The sequence below is a fragment of the Campylobacter concisus genome (genome assembly GCF_003048375.1).
In the GTDB taxonomy this organism is placed as follows: Bacteria; Campylobacterota; Campylobacteria; order Campylobacterales; family Campylobacteraceae; genus Campylobacter_A; species Campylobacter_A concisus_T.
On sequence record NZ_CP021642.1, the window covers coordinates 1,614,834 to 1,631,075 of the forward strand.

The following is a 16,242-nucleotide window of genomic DNA, read 5'->3' on the forward strand; positions in this document are numbered from 1 at the left end:
AAACAAAGCTAAATTTTTATATTTTTACAAGATAAAACGCTAGCACATAGCCCATATATCAGCACGCAAAGGCTAACACTTAGCCCAAAGACGCTAAGAGCGGCGGTCTGACTAAACGAGAGTGTGAAAAACGAGATAAAACTCGTGATAAATGCGCAAAATATCCCATAAATTCGCTCTTTTTCGCTAAGGCTCTCATTTAGCGCAAATATCATATAATCAATCCCCACAGCGCTTGCAAGGATGAGCCCAAAGACGCCAAAGATGCTTAAATTTATGCCAAAAATGGCAAAGATAAAAAGCGTTAGTAGCACGCCAAAGATGATGACGCCCATGACAAGTGCCGAGATAAGTGCACTAAAATAAACCCACAGCAGTAAAAACGCGATCACAAGCGCTGCTATTTTTAGTTTTAGAGCTAGCTCTTTTGTCTGCGTTAGGCTCTCATTTAGTGAGTCAGCAAAATTTAGACTAAAAGCGTTGTGGCGCTTTAGTACCTCATCACTTTGTGCCACTTTTACAAAGCCACTCACGTAAGCCACACTTGCATTTTCATCAAGGACAAATTTTTTAAAATCCTTCATAGATTTGAGAGCTAAAATTTCACCAACACCAAGCTCTTTTTGGCTTAAAACTTTTAAAATTTCACTTCGCACTTCATCTTTGCTAAAGCCAAATTTCTCATAAATCACATAAATTTGCTCATCATCAAGCGCCTTTTTAAAGGCCTCTTTTAGCTGTCCCTGCTCACTTTTACTTAAAAATATATCGCTTAGTGAGCTCTCATCTTTTATCAAATTTCTCTTTTTTAGCTCATCTAAAAGGCTCTTTTCGCCTCCTAAAATGTCGCCGCTAGATCTTGTCACTACCATCGTATTTTGGTTGTTGCCAGTTAGGCTTAAGATATAAGAAGAGTCCGCTAGCAGGCTTTTTGGCATATTTGAGTAGTCTTTTACGTTTTCGCTTTTTGATAAATTTTTAAGGTCAAAACCAAGAAAGATCGCCAGTAAAATAAGCGAAATAGCTAGAAATTTAACCCCCAAATGCCTAGCAACTAGGGCAGAAAGCTCGCAAAATTTAGTTAAGAACGCGTCAAAAACCTTTGATCTATAAAATTTCACTCCCTCAAAAACTAAAGGCATGAAAAAGTAGCTAGCTAAAAAGGCAGCTATAAGCGCAAATGCCGAAAAGAGCGCCACCTCTTTAAGCAGCCTAAGATCAGAAAAAGTAAAAGCTAGATAGCCACTAAGCGTGATAAGAAGGCCTAGCAAGAAAATTTTTAGCATATTTTTTATGCTGCTAGCCCTGATCGCTTCGCCCTCGTTTTTGCTAAGCCAGTGCAAGACATAGTCAAACATGAGGCCAATTAGGCTCGTGCTTATTAAAATAGTAAGGATATTTAGTTCATTTAGACAGAGCAAAGTGCCTGCAAATGCCACGCTAAAGCCAAATGCAGCGATAAATATCACATAAAAAATTCGCAAATTTCTAAAGGCAAGCATCAAAAATATAGCGGTCAAACTAAGCGAGACCACGCTCATATAAAGGCTCTCGCTCTCGTTTTTTTGCTTTGAAAATGCCTGATAAAGCGCACTTGAATGCACAAAAAGCTCGTTTTGCCCAACTTTTAGCGCATTTAGCTCGTTATAAAAATTTATTAGCCCCTCGCTCGAAACCCCTTTTTTTAGCTCGCCTTTTAGCAAGAAAAAGCTCTTTGCACCGTCTTTTACCTCAAGCATGAGATCTGCTAAATTTAAGCTTACGTTGCCGTTTTTTGCGCTAAAGCCGCTACTTAGCGAGAAAAAATCATCATTTATATTTAAAAGTCTAAAGCTAAAGCTGTTAAAAATTTCTTCTGCGCGCTTTTTGAAAAATGCGTTTTTATCGTTTTTTAAAAGCTCTAAATCAGCCCTACTTAAAAGTGCGATCTTTGAGCGGTTGATATCACTTTTTATATCATTTAAATTTACGTCGATGTTCGCCTCAAAGCTCTTAAAAAGCGAGCTTTTAAGCGCCAAGCTTTGCACGTTTTTGGCTAGCTCTTTGGAATTTACAAGTACCAAAAAATTTGACGCCATCTCATCTTGCACCTCTTTTAGCACCTTTGCCTCTTTGGCGTCTTTGAAATTTATCAGTGAAAATATATCAGTTTGGACGTTTTTTAGGCTCGCAAGCGAATACCCAAGCGAGGCTAAAAAAACAAAGATAAAAGCCAAGATCGTGGCTAGTTTTTTCATTTTATACTAAACTCATTTAGCGTTTTATCGCCGCTTACCTCGTCAAGCTCGATCTTTTTTACCGCCTTGTCGCCACTTATCTTTATGGATTTAAAAATTTGTTTAAAGAGTAAATTTTTAGGGCTTAGCTCTATGCTCCACTCTTTTAGGCTGCCGCTTGTCTTTATGTCAAATTCTTTTTTAAGCTCGTTTTCATCAAGGCTGATGATAGCAAGAAAGAGCTTTTCATCAAAATTTGCGCTCGTCTTTTCAAGCTTGCCATTTTCGTTTTTAAAAATACCATCTTTATTTATAAAAACCTTTGAAGTAACAGGCTCAAGCGTATCCCAGTAAAGACCGCCCTTTTCTAGCCTAAACTCACCAGAGCTTTTTATACTTTTGTTAAAGCCAGCCAGACTCTTTGTCTGTGTGAAATTTCCGCTTACTCCATCTGTTTTTACTATATTTTTAAGCTCACCCAGCTCATAGCCAAAGCAAGATATAAAAATGGCTAAAAAAAGAGCTATTTTTCTCATCTTTTCTCCTTTTCATTGTAGGCTTTAAGCGCCTTTTTTAGGGCTTCTGGCATCTCAAAGCAAGTTTGCAAACTCTTCATCTCTATGACAGCTTGGGCGGTATTTGCCTCACTTAGTTTTTCGCCCTTTTCATTTTCTATAAGGTAGTGAAATTTCAAAAATGTTTCGCACTCGCTAAGCGTCGTCGTGATCTTTATGACGTCGTTAAAAAAGGCTGGGCGCACGTACTTTACGTCAAGCTTTACGATAGGAAAGGCGTAACCATCTTTTTTCATAGCGATGTAGTTGTATCCTAGCTTGTCAAGTAGCTCGCAACGCGCCATTTCTAGGTACTTGACGTAGTTTCCATGCCACATCACCTCCATGCTATCAACGTCAAAAAACGCCACTTTAAACGTACTAACGTGTGAAATTTCCACTCTCATCTCCAAAAATCAAAAAAGTTAAACCACTGCGATGGGTTCTTGCACGCTTTTTCTTCAAGCTGCCTTACATAGCTTTGCACGTATGGTAGGACGCTTGCCTTGCGGTCTCTGCTAAGCTTTATCTCATCAGCGATATCGCTTAGCTCGATATCAAATTTATCGCCTTTTTTTATGCACCAAAGTGCGCTCACTTTTACACCCAAAATGCCAGCTAGCAAGTATGGGCCGTAGTTAAATTTAGCCTCCTTACCAAGAAAGCTAAGCATTATAAATTTATCTCCATTAAGTGGTGTCCTATCGCCCATTATGCCGATATTTACGCCATCTTCAACCGCCTCTTTTAGCTGCATCATCGCAGTCGCATCAAGCTTTTCAACGCTTATTAGTTTGATCTGGCCCTTGCTGATCTGCTCTAAAATTTTATAAAAATTCTCGCTACCCTTACTATAAACCAAGATGATCATGCGAAAATTTGGTGATCTAAGCGAGAGCGCCTTGCAAATTTCTACATTACCAAGATGGCTTGTAAGCACGATCCTGCCACGCTTTGAAGCTTCAAACTCATCTTTGATGCTGTTAAATTTACTAAGCTCTAGTTCGCTTTCAAGCACGCCATTTTGCCAGATGCGAAATTTATCACATATTGCTATGCCAAAGTCATAAAAGTTACTAAAAACGCCAGTTGCCGGCTTTTTACCGCTAAATTTCTCTACGTTTAAAAGAAATTCTCTTATATTTTCTCTCTCAACTTTTGAAAAGAGATAGTAAAAACAAACGACGATGATAACGATAGGTTTTATGAGAAATATAGGCAAATTTCTAGTTAAAAATAGACTAACTCTAAGAAAAAATTCGTTCGATCTCTCGCCCTTTTGCCACCATGCGTATTTTTGCCCTTTAAAGGCTTTACCAAGCAAAAATGGCACTAAAGTAAAAAAATATCTTGCGTGCATGAGGCTTATTAGTGCGTTATCTTTTAGCATTTTAAAGTGCGAAACGCCGCCAGCTTCGTAGCGTACTTTTAGCGCTATCCACTTGATCTCTACGCCAGATCTTATGGCATTTACCAAGATCTCCATGTCAAATTCCATCCTATTTGAGCTACTTTGGAGGGTTGCACTCTCAAGCTCTTTTAGAGGATAAATTCTAAAGCCACACATCGCGTCTTTGATGTCAAAATTTAAAGTGTTGATCTTGACCCAAAAATTTGTGATCTTTCTTCCATAAAACCTCGACTTTGGCGCGTCTTCACCGTAAATTGGATCAGCCATTATTAGATCATTTGGATATCTTTTGCTAAGCTCTAAAAACTCCGCTACCTCACTTATGTCGTGCTGAAAGTCAGCGTCGATCTGAAACGCGTGCGTGTAGCCGTTTTGCAAGGCGTGCCTAAAGCCGTCTTTTAGCGCAGCCCCCTTGCCACCATTTTGCGCTCTTGTTAAAATTTCTACTCCAAATTCGCTCAAATTTCGCAAAGCTTTTTTTGAAGCCTCGTTTGAGCCATCATCGACTATCAAAATGTGTAGATCATATCTTGCAAGCGCCTCACAAAGGGCTCTAATCTTTTCTGGATGGTTGTAAAATGGTATGAGAAAGAGCGTCTTCATAAGCCCAGCTTTATCCTGCCACAAGCACTTCTAGCGCCATTACAAAATATCTCAAAGTAAATCTTCTCATCTCTTTGCGAAATTTCTATACAAAGCTCGTCATTTGGCCTTACAAATTTTAAAAATTTCAAATTCTCCACCACGCATTGATCGCCTATTTCTGCGCCAATCTCTCTTGCAAATTTAAATACAAAATCAAGCTGCACAAAGCCAGGCAAAAGCGGTAAATTTGGAAAATGCTCCATAAAAATGCCAAGTGCTGGGCTAAGCTTTGTCTTAAATTTATAAACGCCCTCTTCGCTACTTTTCTCCCAAGAAAGCTCCTCGTTTTTTTCTAAAAGAGCTTTAAAATTTGCCTTTAAAAACTTGCCCTGAGCGTTTTTGCAAAGCGAGCTAACGATCTTAAAATATCTAACACTATTTTTAAACTCAGGCCTTAAAAGCTCATTTAGCCTTGCTACAACGCCTTTTTTGCCGCTATCTCTAAAGAGCTTCACGCCATCTTCGCTAAGCTCCAAAAGCGCAGCTAGACGCTTAAATTTAGGATGCGTGTCGCAGTAGCAGTCTTTTAAAAGACCGCTTTCAAACATCTTATTTTCGATACTTATCAGATTGACCCTTTTGTCATTTAGCTTAACGATCCTATCGATCCTGCCTTTTAGCGTGAGCCTGCTACCATCTATCTGCGCCCAGTCGCTAGTTTGGAAAAACTCGCACCAAGGCGAGCTCACATTTAGCGCCTCGTCCTCGCTAAGACCAGCCTTTACCTTGCTAAAAAGCAAAAGCTCATCGCCTAAATTTCTAGCAACTATGCCAGTTTCGGTGCTACCATAAATTTCAATTATCCTAGCGCTACTTAAGCTTTCTATCTTTGCTCTTAGCTCGCTCTTTAGCGCTGAGCCTGCACAGATGATGTTTTTTAGCCCTGAAATTTCAGCTGCTCTTGGGCTAGAAACTAGCGTTTGAAGCAAGACTGGGCTTGTTACGAAGGTTAAATTTGTAAGATCAAGCTCAAAGATCGCCTCTGGGTAGTTTAGCTCCTTGCTAACGGCCTTTGCGCCAGAGATAAGCGGCAAAAAGATCTTAAATGTAAGGCCAAACATGTGCTGGTGCGAGACGCTAGCAAAAAATTTATCCCCCTTATTAAATCCAAGCTCATCTTTTAAAAATAGCCCCTCATCTATCATCGCTCCAAGGCTTTTTTGGATATTTTTGCTAGCTCCGCTCGAGCCTGAGGTCTGGAGAAAAAATGTAGAATTTTGATCAAATTTTAGCTCCATACTCTTACTAAAGTCTAAAAAATCACCAAAATTTTCATCATTAATGACAAATTTATCCCCGCTATATATCGGCTTTGCAAGCAAGATAGGTTTTACGCCGATAGCAAGTGCTCCAAAAAAAGCGGCGCAAAACTCAAAGCTCTGGCTTAGATAAATTTCTATCTCGCTTAAATTTTTCTCTTTTAAATTTGCCCCAAAAGTAGCTACGTACTCGTAAAGATCCTTGCTAATGTCCACAAATTTAAATGCCTTTAGGCTCTTTTTAAAATCCATTTTCCCTCTTTAAAATAAAAATTTTACGATATAAAATTTCGCCAAAAAACAAAACTCCCATCAAGATATAAGATACAAATGAGCAGTAAATGCTCCAGTAAATTTTATCTTCAAACTGCGCCAAAATAAAGGCAAAAGCTGCATTAAAAACAAAAAAACAGCACCAAATTTTAGTTAGCCCTCTTGTGTAGCTAACGACTTTTTCGTCTATCTTTTTCTCTTTTAGCCTAGCAAGTCTTGTTATGACCGCCTCGCCCTTTAAACTATAAAAAAATACCGCCAAAAAGCCAAGACTTACGATACTTGGGTATAAAAGCGCTAAATTTACACTTCTAAAAATAGCACAAACTGCAAAAAATAGCCCAGCTGCTAAGCAAACCTGCCTTGTTTTACCGCTTTCAAAATAAGCCCTAGCCAGCCAAAGAGCGCATAACACGCAAAAGATAAGAGTTGCACCCTTTTGCCAAAAAAATAGCACCAAAGGATAGGCGATACTTGCTAAAACTAGCGCTACTTTTACTATCTTATGCTTCAAATTTCTTTGCTACGGCTTTTACGATATCATCAAGCGTTTTTACGTTTTTAAAGTCTTCTGGCATCAGTCTATAACCAGTTTGGCGCTTGATGTAATCAATCATATCAATAGCATCTATGCTATCTATCTGTAAGTCCTCATATATCCTAGTTTCAGGCTTTATCTTGCTCTCGTCTATCTCAAAAAGCTCGATCAAAGCCTTCTTTAAAATTTCAAAAATTTCTACTTCGCTCATTGTTATTTCCTATTTTCGTAAATGTATTTTGCAAGAGAAGATACGCTAAAGAATATCTCTTTTAAATTTGCTGTCTTTGAGTCAAGCACGAGGCCATATTTTTTCTGCACAGCAAGCCCAAGCTCTAGTGCATCGACGCTGTCAAGCCCGAGCCCTTCGCTAAAAAGCGGTGCGTTCTCGTCGATATCGCTTGGCTTCATATCCTCTAAATTTAAGCTTGTAATGATCAGCTCTTTTATCTCATTAACTAGTTCTTTCACTAAATTCCTCCTTATAAATTTTACTTATCTCATCATGCAAGGCTCTCGCCCTTACGGGGCTTGGCCTATCTTTTAAAAACTCACTAACTTCAAATTTCTTTAGCTCTTTAAAGACATACTTTATCTTTTCATCTGGCGTTTTGTACCATGGCTCATTTTTTCTAAGGCTTCTTGGAGCCATATTTATACCAACGCAAACCACGTTAGACGCGCCTTTTATGCCCATGTATGCGGCTGCTTTATGAAAGATGATCTCCTCTTTCGTGCGTGTGCCCTCTGGGAAAATGAGCAAATTTTCGCCGCTTTTTAAAACATCTACGCTTTTTTGTAAAAATTCCTCGTTATTTGTGTTTGGTATGTAGTTGCACGCCCTAATAGCCGCAAATAAAAATATATTTTTGCCAAGCTCGCCCTTTACGATGCAGTTTATCCTTTTAAATTTTGAGACCAAAAAGACCACATCAAGTAGCGAAGGGTGGTTTGCGATGACTAAATTTGAGCCACCATTTAGCTTGCTAAGCTCAAATTTATAGTCCAGATACCCACAAATTTTAGTAACTTTTATAAAAAATCCCCAAGAAACTCTAACAAGATCACGGCATAAATTTTGCATAAATTTAAATTTATTTAGCCCCAAAAGCACGACTGGCACTAGCAAAAGGTCGCCACTTATGCAAATTAGCGCAAAAAAGAAAAATAAAAATCCAGCTCTTAAAATTTTAAGGCTCATAGCTAAAATTCCAAGATGAAAAATGACTGCTACTTTGCCACGTTTTTGCCAAATTTGGGTCAAAATTTATGATGAAGCTTTGCAGTAAATTTTCTGAAATTTCTTCTTCTTTTTCCACTCTTTTTAGAGTTAAAACTCTCTTATCTTTTGCCTTTGAGACGACAAGCGCTAGCATAAATGATGGCTTTTTCTCATCAAAATAGCTCTGCGATATCGACTCATGATAGGCAAGGATGAGCACCTTTTCATATCCGTCATTTAGCCTTAAAAACGCAGCTTGCAGCGCGTCTTCTACTGGGCTAAAAGAAGAAATGGCTAGAATTTCATTGTGATTTTTAGCTTCGATGCTAAGAAGCGATGAGATAGCGTTATGCACAGAGAGTGAAAACGACGTTGGCGATACTGGCTCAGCCTTTGCAAGCGCAGTTTCTAGCTCAAAACAGCGATTTATCTCGCCCTCATAGGAGCTAAAAATTACTGGCATGTCGATGCTCTCAAAACTACTAAGCAGGCTAAAAGCGCACTTTGCAGCACTACTTAGCCTCCTTCTTTGCATCGGCGGGATCTTTGCTAGATCAAATTCTTTTTTGTATCTAGCCAGATCCTCGCTGATCTCACCATAAGCTATAGCGTCATAAAAATCAACTTGAAATTTCATTATTTCGCGATGTCGCCTCTTAGTGTGACGCCAGACATCAAAGAACCGCTGCCGCACTGAAACTGAGTTTTAGAGTTAAATGGCTGTTTTTTGTAATATCCAGTCAAATTTACAACCTTCGTGCCGCCCTCTTTCACCGCTCTTTCTTGAAATGACTTTAGAGCGGAGAGAAGTGCGATCTGGCAAGCCTCTTCGTCGCTTTTGTTAAAGCCATTTGTCTTTTTGTTTGACGTTAGATCTCTTACGATCACCTTGCCAGTGTAACCTGTACCAAAACTAATGCTAACGTTTGGTAGCAAAAATTCTTTAGCCTTTGGGCCATTTAAGAAGTCAAGTGAGTGGTACTTCACGTCATCTCTAGCGCTAAGGCTTGAGGCAAATGCCAAAACGGCAACTAATGAAACTAATCTTTTCATTTTTTATCCTTTTTAAAATTTGTTATCTACTCTTTTAAATATCAAAGATGTATTTACACCGCCAAATGCAAAGTTGTTACTCATCACAAAGTCCGTCTTTATCGGCGTTGGCTCCTTTAAGTAGTTTAGCTTTGCACACTCAGGGTCAGTTACGTTTAAATTTATAGTTGGGAAAAATAGCTCTTCTCTCATCATCATTATGCTAGCGATCGCCTCTAGCCCGCCACAAGCGCCAAGAGTGTGACCTAGATAGCTTTTAAGCGAGCTAATGGCGATGTCCTCCCCAAAAAGCTCGTTTGTAGCGATACTTTCAGCTATATCACCATGTTTTGTCGCGGTCGCATGGGCATTTACGTAGCCTATACTCTTTGGCTCTAGTTTTGCCGCGCGGAGTGCTAGGCTCATCGCCGCTTTCATCGTAGCACTTTGTGGTCTAGTGATATGCGTGCCGTCACACGTAGAGCCAAAGCCAACGACCTCAGCATAAATTTTAGCTCCTCTTTTTAAGGCGCTCTCTTCGCTTTCAAGCACTAAAAATCCAGCCCCCTCGCCAAGCACCAAGCCATCTCTATCTTTTTCAAACGGCGTTGGTGTCAAATTTGGCGCGTGGTTTTTGACACTAGTCGCGTAGAGCTTGTCAAAGACGTACGCCTCGCTCACGCAAAGCTCCTCAGCCCCGCCAGCTAGCATCATATCTATGCTGCCATTTTTTATGCTCTCGTACGCATAGCCAATGGCGTGTGAGCCGCTCGTACATGCCGAAGATGTAGGGATGATGCGCCCTTTTAACGAGTAAAATAGCGCGATATTTGCTGCTGTGGTGTGAGGCATCATTTTTATGTAGGTATTTGCGTTAAAACCGCTATCCATGTCCAAAACTAGCTTTGCCATGTCAAGGATAGAGTCCGTGCTACCAGTGCTTGAGCCACTCGCCACACCCATCCTGCCATCTTGCACACTTGGGTCTAAATTTGCAGCCTGCAAGCCTTCGCCATTTAGCAAACCAGCATCTTTTAAAGCAAGTCCAGCTGCGTGCACGCTATAAGTTGAGACCTTGCCAAGGCTTCTTAGCTGTTTTCTGTCCCACTCCTGTGGGTGTTTGTAGTCTATGATAGGTGCTGCTAGGCGTGTGTTTAGCTCCTTATAGTCCTCCCACTCGCTCATATATCTCACGGCGTTTTTGCCTGCAAGAAATTTAGCCCTCATCTCATCCCAGCTGTTGCCAAAAGCACTGACTGCGCCGATACCTGTGACAAATACACGCATTAGCAAAGTCCTCCATTTACGCCGACGACCTGTCTTGTGATGTAGCTAGCTTCGCCACTTAGTAGAAATTTAACAAGTCCTGCCACCTCATCTGCCTCGCCAGCTCTTTTTGCAGGTATGGCCTTTAGCACCTCATCTAAAAAGTCGCTATTTAAAATTTCTTCGCTCATATCTGTCTTTATAAGCCCTGGTGCCACGCAGTTTACTGTTATGCCCCTGCTGGCAAGCTCGACTGCAAGGGCTTTGCTAGCACCTATGATGCCAGCTTTGCTAGCTGAGTAATTCACCTGACCTCTGTTGCCAATGACCCCTGAAACAGAGCTTAGTGTCACTATCCTAGCTGGCTTTCTAGCCCTTATCATGGGCATTAGTGCTGGTCTTAGGACGTTGTAAAAGCCATTTAAATTTACATCTATCACATCAAACCACTCTTCGTCACTTAGCCCCACAAAGGTATTATCCCTTGTTATGCCAGCGTTTAAAATAACGCCGTAATAGACGCCATTTGCCTCCATGTCGGCCTCTATGGCCTCTTTTGCCGCAGCAGTGTCAGCCACGTCAAATGTCATAAATTTAGCCCCAAGCTCACTAGCCATCTTTAAAAGCTCATCGCTCTTACTTCTTGCGTGAAGCACCACTTCGTATTCGCCAGCAAGACACCTAGCAATGCTAGCTCCTATGCCTCTACTTGATCCAGTTATCAATACTCTCTTACTCACTAAGTGCCTTTTTTACAAATTCTTCATCAGGGCTCATCACGTTTAAAACCGCCCTTGCGCCAAGCTCACCATTTACAAAAAGCTCGCTGTCATAAACGCCAAATCCACTCTCATCTTGGATCGAGCACTTTGAGATGATCACTATCTCATCGCCCACTTTAAAATATGGCCTAAAAATTTCAAATTTTCTACTACCAAGTAAAAAGCCAAATATCGCCTTCTCGCCGCGCAGCTCACGCATTTTTGAGTCGTAAATCCCAAGGCTTTGAGCCATCATCTCTATCGCCTTTTGCGTCATAAATTTACCATCTTCTAAAAAGGGATTTTGCTCATTTATCACGCTTCTTACTTTTATGCTCTCGCAAGGGATAAATTCCAAAATTTCATCGATCAAGGTTATGGCGCTGCTGTGCGGCAAATAATCACTTATCATCATCTCACTCTTTTAAATATTATCGCGGCGTTATCTCCGCCAAAGGCAAAAGATAGCGACATCGCTGTTTTTACGTCAAATTTCGTGCCACTTTTTACTAAATTTATAGCCTCCAAGCTCTCATCATACTCGCCGTCATAAACGTGTGGCGGCAAGGTGCTATTTTCCTCCATGCAAAGCATGGCGCAAATGGCACTCTCAATAGCTCCAGCAGCCCCAAGCGTGTGACCGATCTGTGGCTTTAGCGTGCTTACAAAGGTGGCACCAAGCGTTAAATTTACAGCTTTTGCCTCCATTTTGTCATTTGCCTGCGTGCCGGTGCCATGCAAATTTACATAGTCCACGCCGCTCATGCTGGCTCTTTTTAGCGCGCCCTCTATGCAATCTACCGCCATTTTAGCGCTAAAATCAGGCTGCGTCATGTGAAAAGCGTCGCAGTTTGAGGCAGAGCTAGCGACTACGACGTTTGAAATTTCATCACGGCTTAGCAAAAATAGCCCAGCTCCCTCGCCGATATTTATCCCCTCTCTATTTTTAGAAAAGGCCTGACTTGGGGCACTACTTAGGATGCTAAGCGAGTTAAAACCATTTATCGTAAGCGTATTTAGGCTATCGACGCCACCACAAATGACCGCGTCACAAAGCTCGCTCTCAATGAGCCTTTTTGCCTCAATAACCGCCTTAACACCCGAGGTGCACGCAGTCGATACGCAGTAGCTTGGACCGCTAAGCTCGTAAAAGTCGCTTACAAACTCAGCCACGTTTGCAAGGCAGTTTCTATTTATGCCAAACCTGCTTTTATCAAAAAATCCAGTCGCGATATAGCCTTTAAATGGCTCGAAATTCTCCTCAATGCCGCTTGTTGTAGTGCCAAGAACTACTCCCACTCGGCTTTTGCCATATTTTTTGATCGCCCTTTTTATCTCATCACCAATCTCTAGCATCGTGTTTAAAAGCAAGGCGTTGGTGCGAGTTTTGAAGTGCTCTTTGGTTTTGCTTGAAAAGCTAGGCAAAGTGCCATTAAATTTACCCACCAAAAACTCATTTTGTGGGTGAAATTCAGAGCTTTTGCTTAAAAATCTCTTGCCACTTAAAAGTGAGTTTAAATTCTCATCACTACTGCTACCTGCGGCGCTGATAATGGCTGGCTTGCTAACGTAGATCAACGCTTTTTACCTCATAAATTTGATCATCTATCATAAATTTTTGCTCATTTTTTTCATCTTTTATCATCTCAAGCACCTTGATAAAAAGCTCGTTATAGGCACTATTTGGTGGCAAGAAGCCCAAATTTGCAAACGTGCCGTCCCTTAAAACTCGCCTAGCTTCTGGTGCGCCAAGTGCGTTTACAAGGCTAAATTTATACTCATTCTCACTATTTTGCACATAGAGCATTAGCGGACCTTTTGATGAACTAACCTCAAATGCCTTTAAGCTAAAATCCGCCAGCTTTGGTGCATCAAATTTCTTCGCACAGCCAAGAGCTAGAAGCGTTACTGCAAGGATCGTAGCTATCTTTTTTACAAGCACTTTTTGCCTTTTTAGTGTTCTAAAATCATAAAAATTTAACAATTATATCTTTGCAATGCTTAAATGCAAGGCAAATGATAAATAGATTATTAATAATCAAGTATCTTCTCTCCATCTCGTCAAATTTAGCGCTAGCAAGATCATTAAAGGCTAAATTTTTGGCTTTTATCACAGCCTCTTTTGCGGTATAAATTTCATAAAATTTTTGCATTTTATCTTTGGCACTCGCGTAAATTTCGCTCTCTTTTTTGCTAAAGCAAAATTTGATCACTCCGTCAAAATTTCGCTCTTTTAGCTCCTCCACATCAATGCCAACTTTTTCTTTTGAGATAGCCAAAACGGCGATATTTTCTTTGTGAGATAGGCAAATTTTGCCCCGTTTTTTTGCTCTAAATTTTAAATATCTAGAGAGTTTAAATGAGTTTGAATTTGCTAAATTTGGATATTTTTTTAGCTTCATGCGATCTTTTCTATCTAGCATCTTTTGGCTAAATTTCTCAGCCTCAAAGCCAACAAAAAGATAAATTTCACCCCTTTTTATAGGCATTTTCAACTCTTTTTTTATACTCTTTTACACTTTCAAGTGCCTCTATAAACTCGCCACTAACCGCCCTTAAAGCGTCATTTTGAAGCTCGGTCTTATCTTTAAACGATCTAATCCTTGGCGTAAAAGCGACCTCATCCTCTCTAAAATCAGCCTCTTTTAGATCAAAATTTAAATTACTTATTTTGCTATTTAAGATATGCAAGGCACATTTTCTTGGTCCAAAGATGAAATTTCGCTCTTTTAATGGCTTTAAACTCCTTACCAAAATGCCGCCATAAAGCGCTGGCTCGCTCTTAAAAGAGATGTCAAAACCAAAGTTGTGAAAGTAAATTTCGCCCGCCTCGCACGATCTTTTGTAGGTGTTAGCATCAAAGCAGGTGTAAATTTCAAGCTCGCCAAATTTATACTCCACGCCGCTTACAACGAGGATCTTGCTTCGCATCAGCTCACGCAAAAAGCCCTGAAATTTGGCGTCAAGATGCGCCTTAAAGTCCGCTATTTTAAGAAGCTCATATCTTTGGCTCTTATCTAAGCTTTTAAAACCATCTCGCCTAAGTACTTTAAATTTTTCTTTATCAAAACAACTTTGCTCAAAAAACTCACTAAGCATTGCCACTAGATCAAATTTAGCAAAATGGCTTTTAAGTAGCTCACCTGATAGCATTTTTGCTCCTAATTTTTTGGCATATTTTAAGAAATTTAGCTTTTATATGCAAATGCCGAGTATAAAATGCACAAAATAATCCTTTGTTCTACAAAGAAAAATGTCAAATTTTAAAATTTCATGAACGAGTAATTTCGGCTCTAAAATTTGAGCTAAGCTGTAAGCGAAGCCAAATTTTAGTAGTCAATTCTTAGGGGTGAATGGAATTTTAAAATTTGCAAAATAGTTTTTTAGAAATTTAAAGTTTTTTCTTCTTTGTTAAGGGGGAAGAGGCTTGAATTACGAAGTCGCTCCCTTCCCCCTTAACAATCCCCTAACCCCTACAACGTTAGAGGGGCATGCAATGGTGCTTCGCACTGCATGCAGTCTAAAACTCTAGCAAATTTTAAAATTTGCAAAATAATAAATTTACTTCTAAGGCAGACAAATTTCACCAGCTGCCGCTAGCTCCGCCTCCGCCAAAGCCACCGCCGCCGCCACTAAAGCCGCCTCCTCTGCCACTTGAGCGACCGCCACCATTTGAGCCAGAATTATCGCGTCTAAAGCCCATTGGTAAAGAGCCGCCTTGGCTATTTCTCTTAAAAACGTCTTTTAAAATAAAGAAAAATACCGCAAATATAAAGGCAAAGGCGCCAAAGATGATAAGGTAGTTTTGCACGCCAAATCCCTGCTCAAGTGCGGTTGATACAAGTCCAGCAAAGCACGTGCTAAAGCCAGTTCGCATAAAAAATTTGCCAAAGATCACAGAGGCAAAACAAGAGAGCATGCCAGCAAAAAAGGCAAATACGCCAAAAGGCAAGTCGCTAAGGCTAGTTTTGCTACTAAATTCCTCGCCGCTAGCCACTTTTATGATCGCTAAAACGCCCTCTTTCACGCCTTCGCTCATCTTACCATTTTTAAACTCAGGTATCATCACGCTATTTATAATCTCGCTTGCCACGGCATCAGTTAGCACCCCTTCAAGCCCGTATCCAACCTCGATGCGGACCTTTTTCTCATTTGGAGCGACCACTAAAAGCACGCCGTTGTTATCTTCTTTTTGACCTAGCTTGTAGCCTCTAGCAATCTCAAGAGACAGCTCTTCGATGCTTTTATTTTCAAGCGAATTTAAAGTCACTATGGCGATTTGCGTGGTGCTATTTTGCTCAAAATTTTGTACTAAATTTAGAAGCTCATCTCTTTCGTTTTGTGAAAAGATATGAGCCTCATCGTTGATCTGCTCATTGAAATTTAGAGCAAAACAAAAGCAAAATGCAAAGAGCAAAAGAGCAAGAGCTTTTTTCATCACTTCTCAAACGAAACTTTTGGATTTTTCATATCTTCGCTGCTAACTTCGATGCCTTGCTTTGGCTTCATCTCTGGATGAAAGATGCTAGCTATAAATTTACCTGGAAAGCTTCTAAGAGCTACGTTGTACTCTTTTACGGCCTCGATGTAGTCGCGTCTTGCTACGCTTATGCGGTTTTCTGTGCCTTCAAGCTGGCTTTGGAGCGAGAGGAAATTTTGATTTGCTTTTAGCTCTGGGTAGCTCTCGCTAACTGCCATTAGCCTGCCAAGCGCAGAGCCTAGCTGACCTTGAGCCGCCATAAATTCTTTAACCTTTGCCTCGTCGCTAAGACTGCTTGCGTCAATGCTTATTTGCATGCTCTTGCTTCTTGCGTTTGCCACATCTTCAAAGACCTTTTGCTCGTGAGCTGCGTAGCCTTTTACGGTCTCAACTAAATTTGGCACGAGATCGGCTCTTCTTTTATATTGATTTAGCACCTGAGACCACTTCTCGTTGGTGTTTTCATCAAGCACGACAAATGAATTTGCGTATTTGAAAGCGCCAAAAACAAGTGCGGCGATGACCACAACTATGGCTATTAAATTTTTCATGTCTTCTCCTTTAAAAGGGGTGATATTAGTAAAA

At 40.4% G+C, this 16,242-nt stretch carries 20 protein-coding genes; all 20 read right to left on the reverse strand.

Translation table 11 applies throughout. The features are described from left to right. Positions 1–8: 8 nt before the first annotated feature. The 20 genes from CCS77_RS08040 to CCS77_RS08135 all read right to left on the reverse strand — a co-directional run bounded on the left by CCS77_RS08040 (position 9) and on the right by CCS77_RS08135 (position 16,208). Positions 9–2,237 (reverse strand): hypothetical protein, encoded by a 2,229-nt coding sequence (locus CCS77_RS08040; RefSeq protein WP_107917085.1) that lies wholly within the window; start codon positions 2,235–2,237, stop codon positions 9–11. Then, positions 2,234–2,752 carry a LolA family protein gene (locus CCS77_RS08045; protein WP_021088903.1) on the reverse strand — a complete coding sequence of 173 codons (519 nt, stop codon included), beginning with the start codon at positions 2,750–2,752 and terminating at the stop codon, positions 2,234–2,236. The genes CCS77_RS08040 and CCS77_RS08045 overlap by 4 nt, the downstream gene beginning before the upstream one ends. After that, the gene (locus CCS77_RS08050; protein WP_201741710.1) at positions 2,749–3,177 is read right to left on the reverse strand and encodes an acyl-CoA thioesterase; all 429 of its coding nucleotides are present in this window, start codon (positions 3,175–3,177) and stop codon (positions 2,749–2,751) included. The genes CCS77_RS08045 and CCS77_RS08050 overlap by 4 nt, the downstream gene beginning before the upstream one ends. After that, on the reverse strand, positions 3,174–4,784 hold the full coding sequence (locus tag CCS77_RS08055) for a glycosyltransferase family 2 protein (protein ID WP_107917087.1): 1,611 nt from the start codon (positions 4,782–4,784) through the stop codon (positions 3,174–3,176). Before CCS77_RS08055 ends, CCS77_RS08050 begins: the two co-directional genes overlap by 4 nt. Next, the gene (locus tag CCS77_RS08060) at positions 4,781–6,337 is read right to left on the reverse strand and encodes an AMP-binding protein (protein WP_107917088.1); all 1,557 of its coding nucleotides are present in this window, start codon (positions 6,335–6,337) and stop codon (positions 4,781–4,783) included. The genes CCS77_RS08055 and CCS77_RS08060 overlap by 4 nt, the downstream gene beginning before the upstream one ends. After that, complete coding sequence (locus CCS77_RS08065; RefSeq protein WP_107917089.1) at positions 6,327–6,872, reverse strand: hypothetical protein; 546 nt, start codon at positions 6,870–6,872, stop codon at positions 6,327–6,329. The genes CCS77_RS08060 and CCS77_RS08065 overlap by 11 nt, the downstream gene beginning before the upstream one ends. Further along, positions 6,862–7,107 carry an acyl carrier protein gene (locus tag CCS77_RS08070; RefSeq protein WP_012140380.1) on the reverse strand — a complete coding sequence of 82 codons (246 nt, stop codon included), beginning with the start codon at positions 7,105–7,107 and terminating at the stop codon, positions 6,862–6,864. The genes CCS77_RS08065 and CCS77_RS08070 overlap by 11 nt, the downstream gene beginning before the upstream one ends. Positions 7,108–7,109: 2 nt before the next feature. Then, positions 7,110–7,367: a phosphopantetheine-binding protein gene (locus CCS77_RS08075; protein ID WP_012140381.1), complete on the reverse strand. Its 258-nt coding sequence runs from the start codon at positions 7,365–7,367 to the stop codon at positions 7,110–7,112. Next, a complete protein-coding gene (locus tag CCS77_RS08080; RefSeq protein WP_236635262.1) occupies positions 7,351–8,160 on the reverse strand; it encodes a lysophospholipid acyltransferase family protein in 810 nt (269 codons plus the stop codon). The genes CCS77_RS08075 and CCS77_RS08080 overlap by 17 nt, the downstream gene beginning before the upstream one ends. Beyond that, positions 8,087–8,755 (reverse strand): beta-ketoacyl synthase chain length factor, encoded by a 669-nt coding sequence (locus tag CCS77_RS08085; RefSeq protein WP_103603356.1) that lies wholly within the window; start codon positions 8,753–8,755, stop codon positions 8,087–8,089. The genes CCS77_RS08080 and CCS77_RS08085 overlap by 74 nt, the downstream gene beginning before the upstream one ends. Continuing rightward, a complete protein-coding gene (locus CCS77_RS08090; protein WP_012140384.1) occupies positions 8,755–9,171 on the reverse strand; it encodes a hypothetical protein in 417 nt (138 codons plus the stop codon). Before CCS77_RS08090 ends, CCS77_RS08085 begins: the two co-directional genes overlap by 1 nt. Positions 9,172–9,183: 12 nt before the next feature. Beyond that, a complete protein-coding gene (locus tag CCS77_RS08095; protein ID WP_107917317.1) occupies positions 9,184–10,437 on the reverse strand; it encodes a beta-ketoacyl-ACP synthase in 1,254 nt (417 codons plus the stop codon). Beyond that, positions 10,437–11,156, reverse strand: coding sequence for a 3-oxoacyl-ACP reductase FabG (fabG, locus tag CCS77_RS08100; protein ID WP_107917091.1), 720 nt, complete (start codon positions 11,154–11,156; stop codon positions 10,437–10,439). The genes CCS77_RS08095 and fabG overlap by 1 nt, the downstream gene beginning before the upstream one ends. Continuing rightward, positions 11,149–11,592: a thioester dehydrase gene (locus CCS77_RS08105; RefSeq protein WP_107804694.1), complete on the reverse strand. Its 444-nt coding sequence runs from the start codon at positions 11,590–11,592 to the stop codon at positions 11,149–11,151. Before CCS77_RS08105 ends, fabG begins: the two co-directional genes overlap by 8 nt. Beyond that, a complete protein-coding gene (locus tag CCS77_RS08110) occupies positions 11,589–12,755 on the reverse strand; it encodes a beta-ketoacyl synthase N-terminal-like domain-containing protein (RefSeq protein WP_107917092.1) in 1,167 nt (388 codons plus the stop codon). Before CCS77_RS08110 ends, CCS77_RS08105 begins: the two co-directional genes overlap by 4 nt. Next, positions 12,742–13,119 (reverse strand): hypothetical protein, encoded by a 378-nt coding sequence (locus tag CCS77_RS08115; protein ID WP_107917318.1) that lies wholly within the window; start codon positions 13,117–13,119, stop codon positions 12,742–12,744. The genes CCS77_RS08110 and CCS77_RS08115 overlap by 14 nt, the downstream gene beginning before the upstream one ends. A gap of 25 nt (positions 13,120–13,144) precedes the next feature. Beyond that, positions 13,145–13,666, reverse strand: coding sequence for a 4'-phosphopantetheinyl transferase family protein (locus CCS77_RS08120; protein WP_107917093.1), 522 nt, complete (start codon positions 13,664–13,666; stop codon positions 13,145–13,147). Further along, a complete protein-coding gene (locus tag CCS77_RS08125) occupies positions 13,647–14,330 on the reverse strand; it encodes an ABC transporter substrate-binding protein (protein WP_107917094.1) in 684 nt (227 codons plus the stop codon). The genes CCS77_RS08120 and CCS77_RS08125 overlap by 20 nt, the downstream gene beginning before the upstream one ends. 430 nt (positions 14,331–14,760) lie before the next feature. Further along, on the reverse strand, positions 14,761–15,615 hold the full coding sequence (locus CCS77_RS08130; protein ID WP_107917095.1) for a TPM domain-containing protein: 855 nt from the start codon (positions 15,613–15,615) through the stop codon (positions 14,761–14,763). Next, positions 15,615–16,208, reverse strand: coding sequence for a LemA family protein (locus CCS77_RS08135; RefSeq protein ID WP_103569082.1), 594 nt, complete (start codon positions 16,206–16,208; stop codon positions 15,615–15,617). The genes CCS77_RS08130 and CCS77_RS08135 overlap by 1 nt, the downstream gene beginning before the upstream one ends. Between the last annotated feature and the right edge of the window lie 34 nt (positions 16,209–16,242).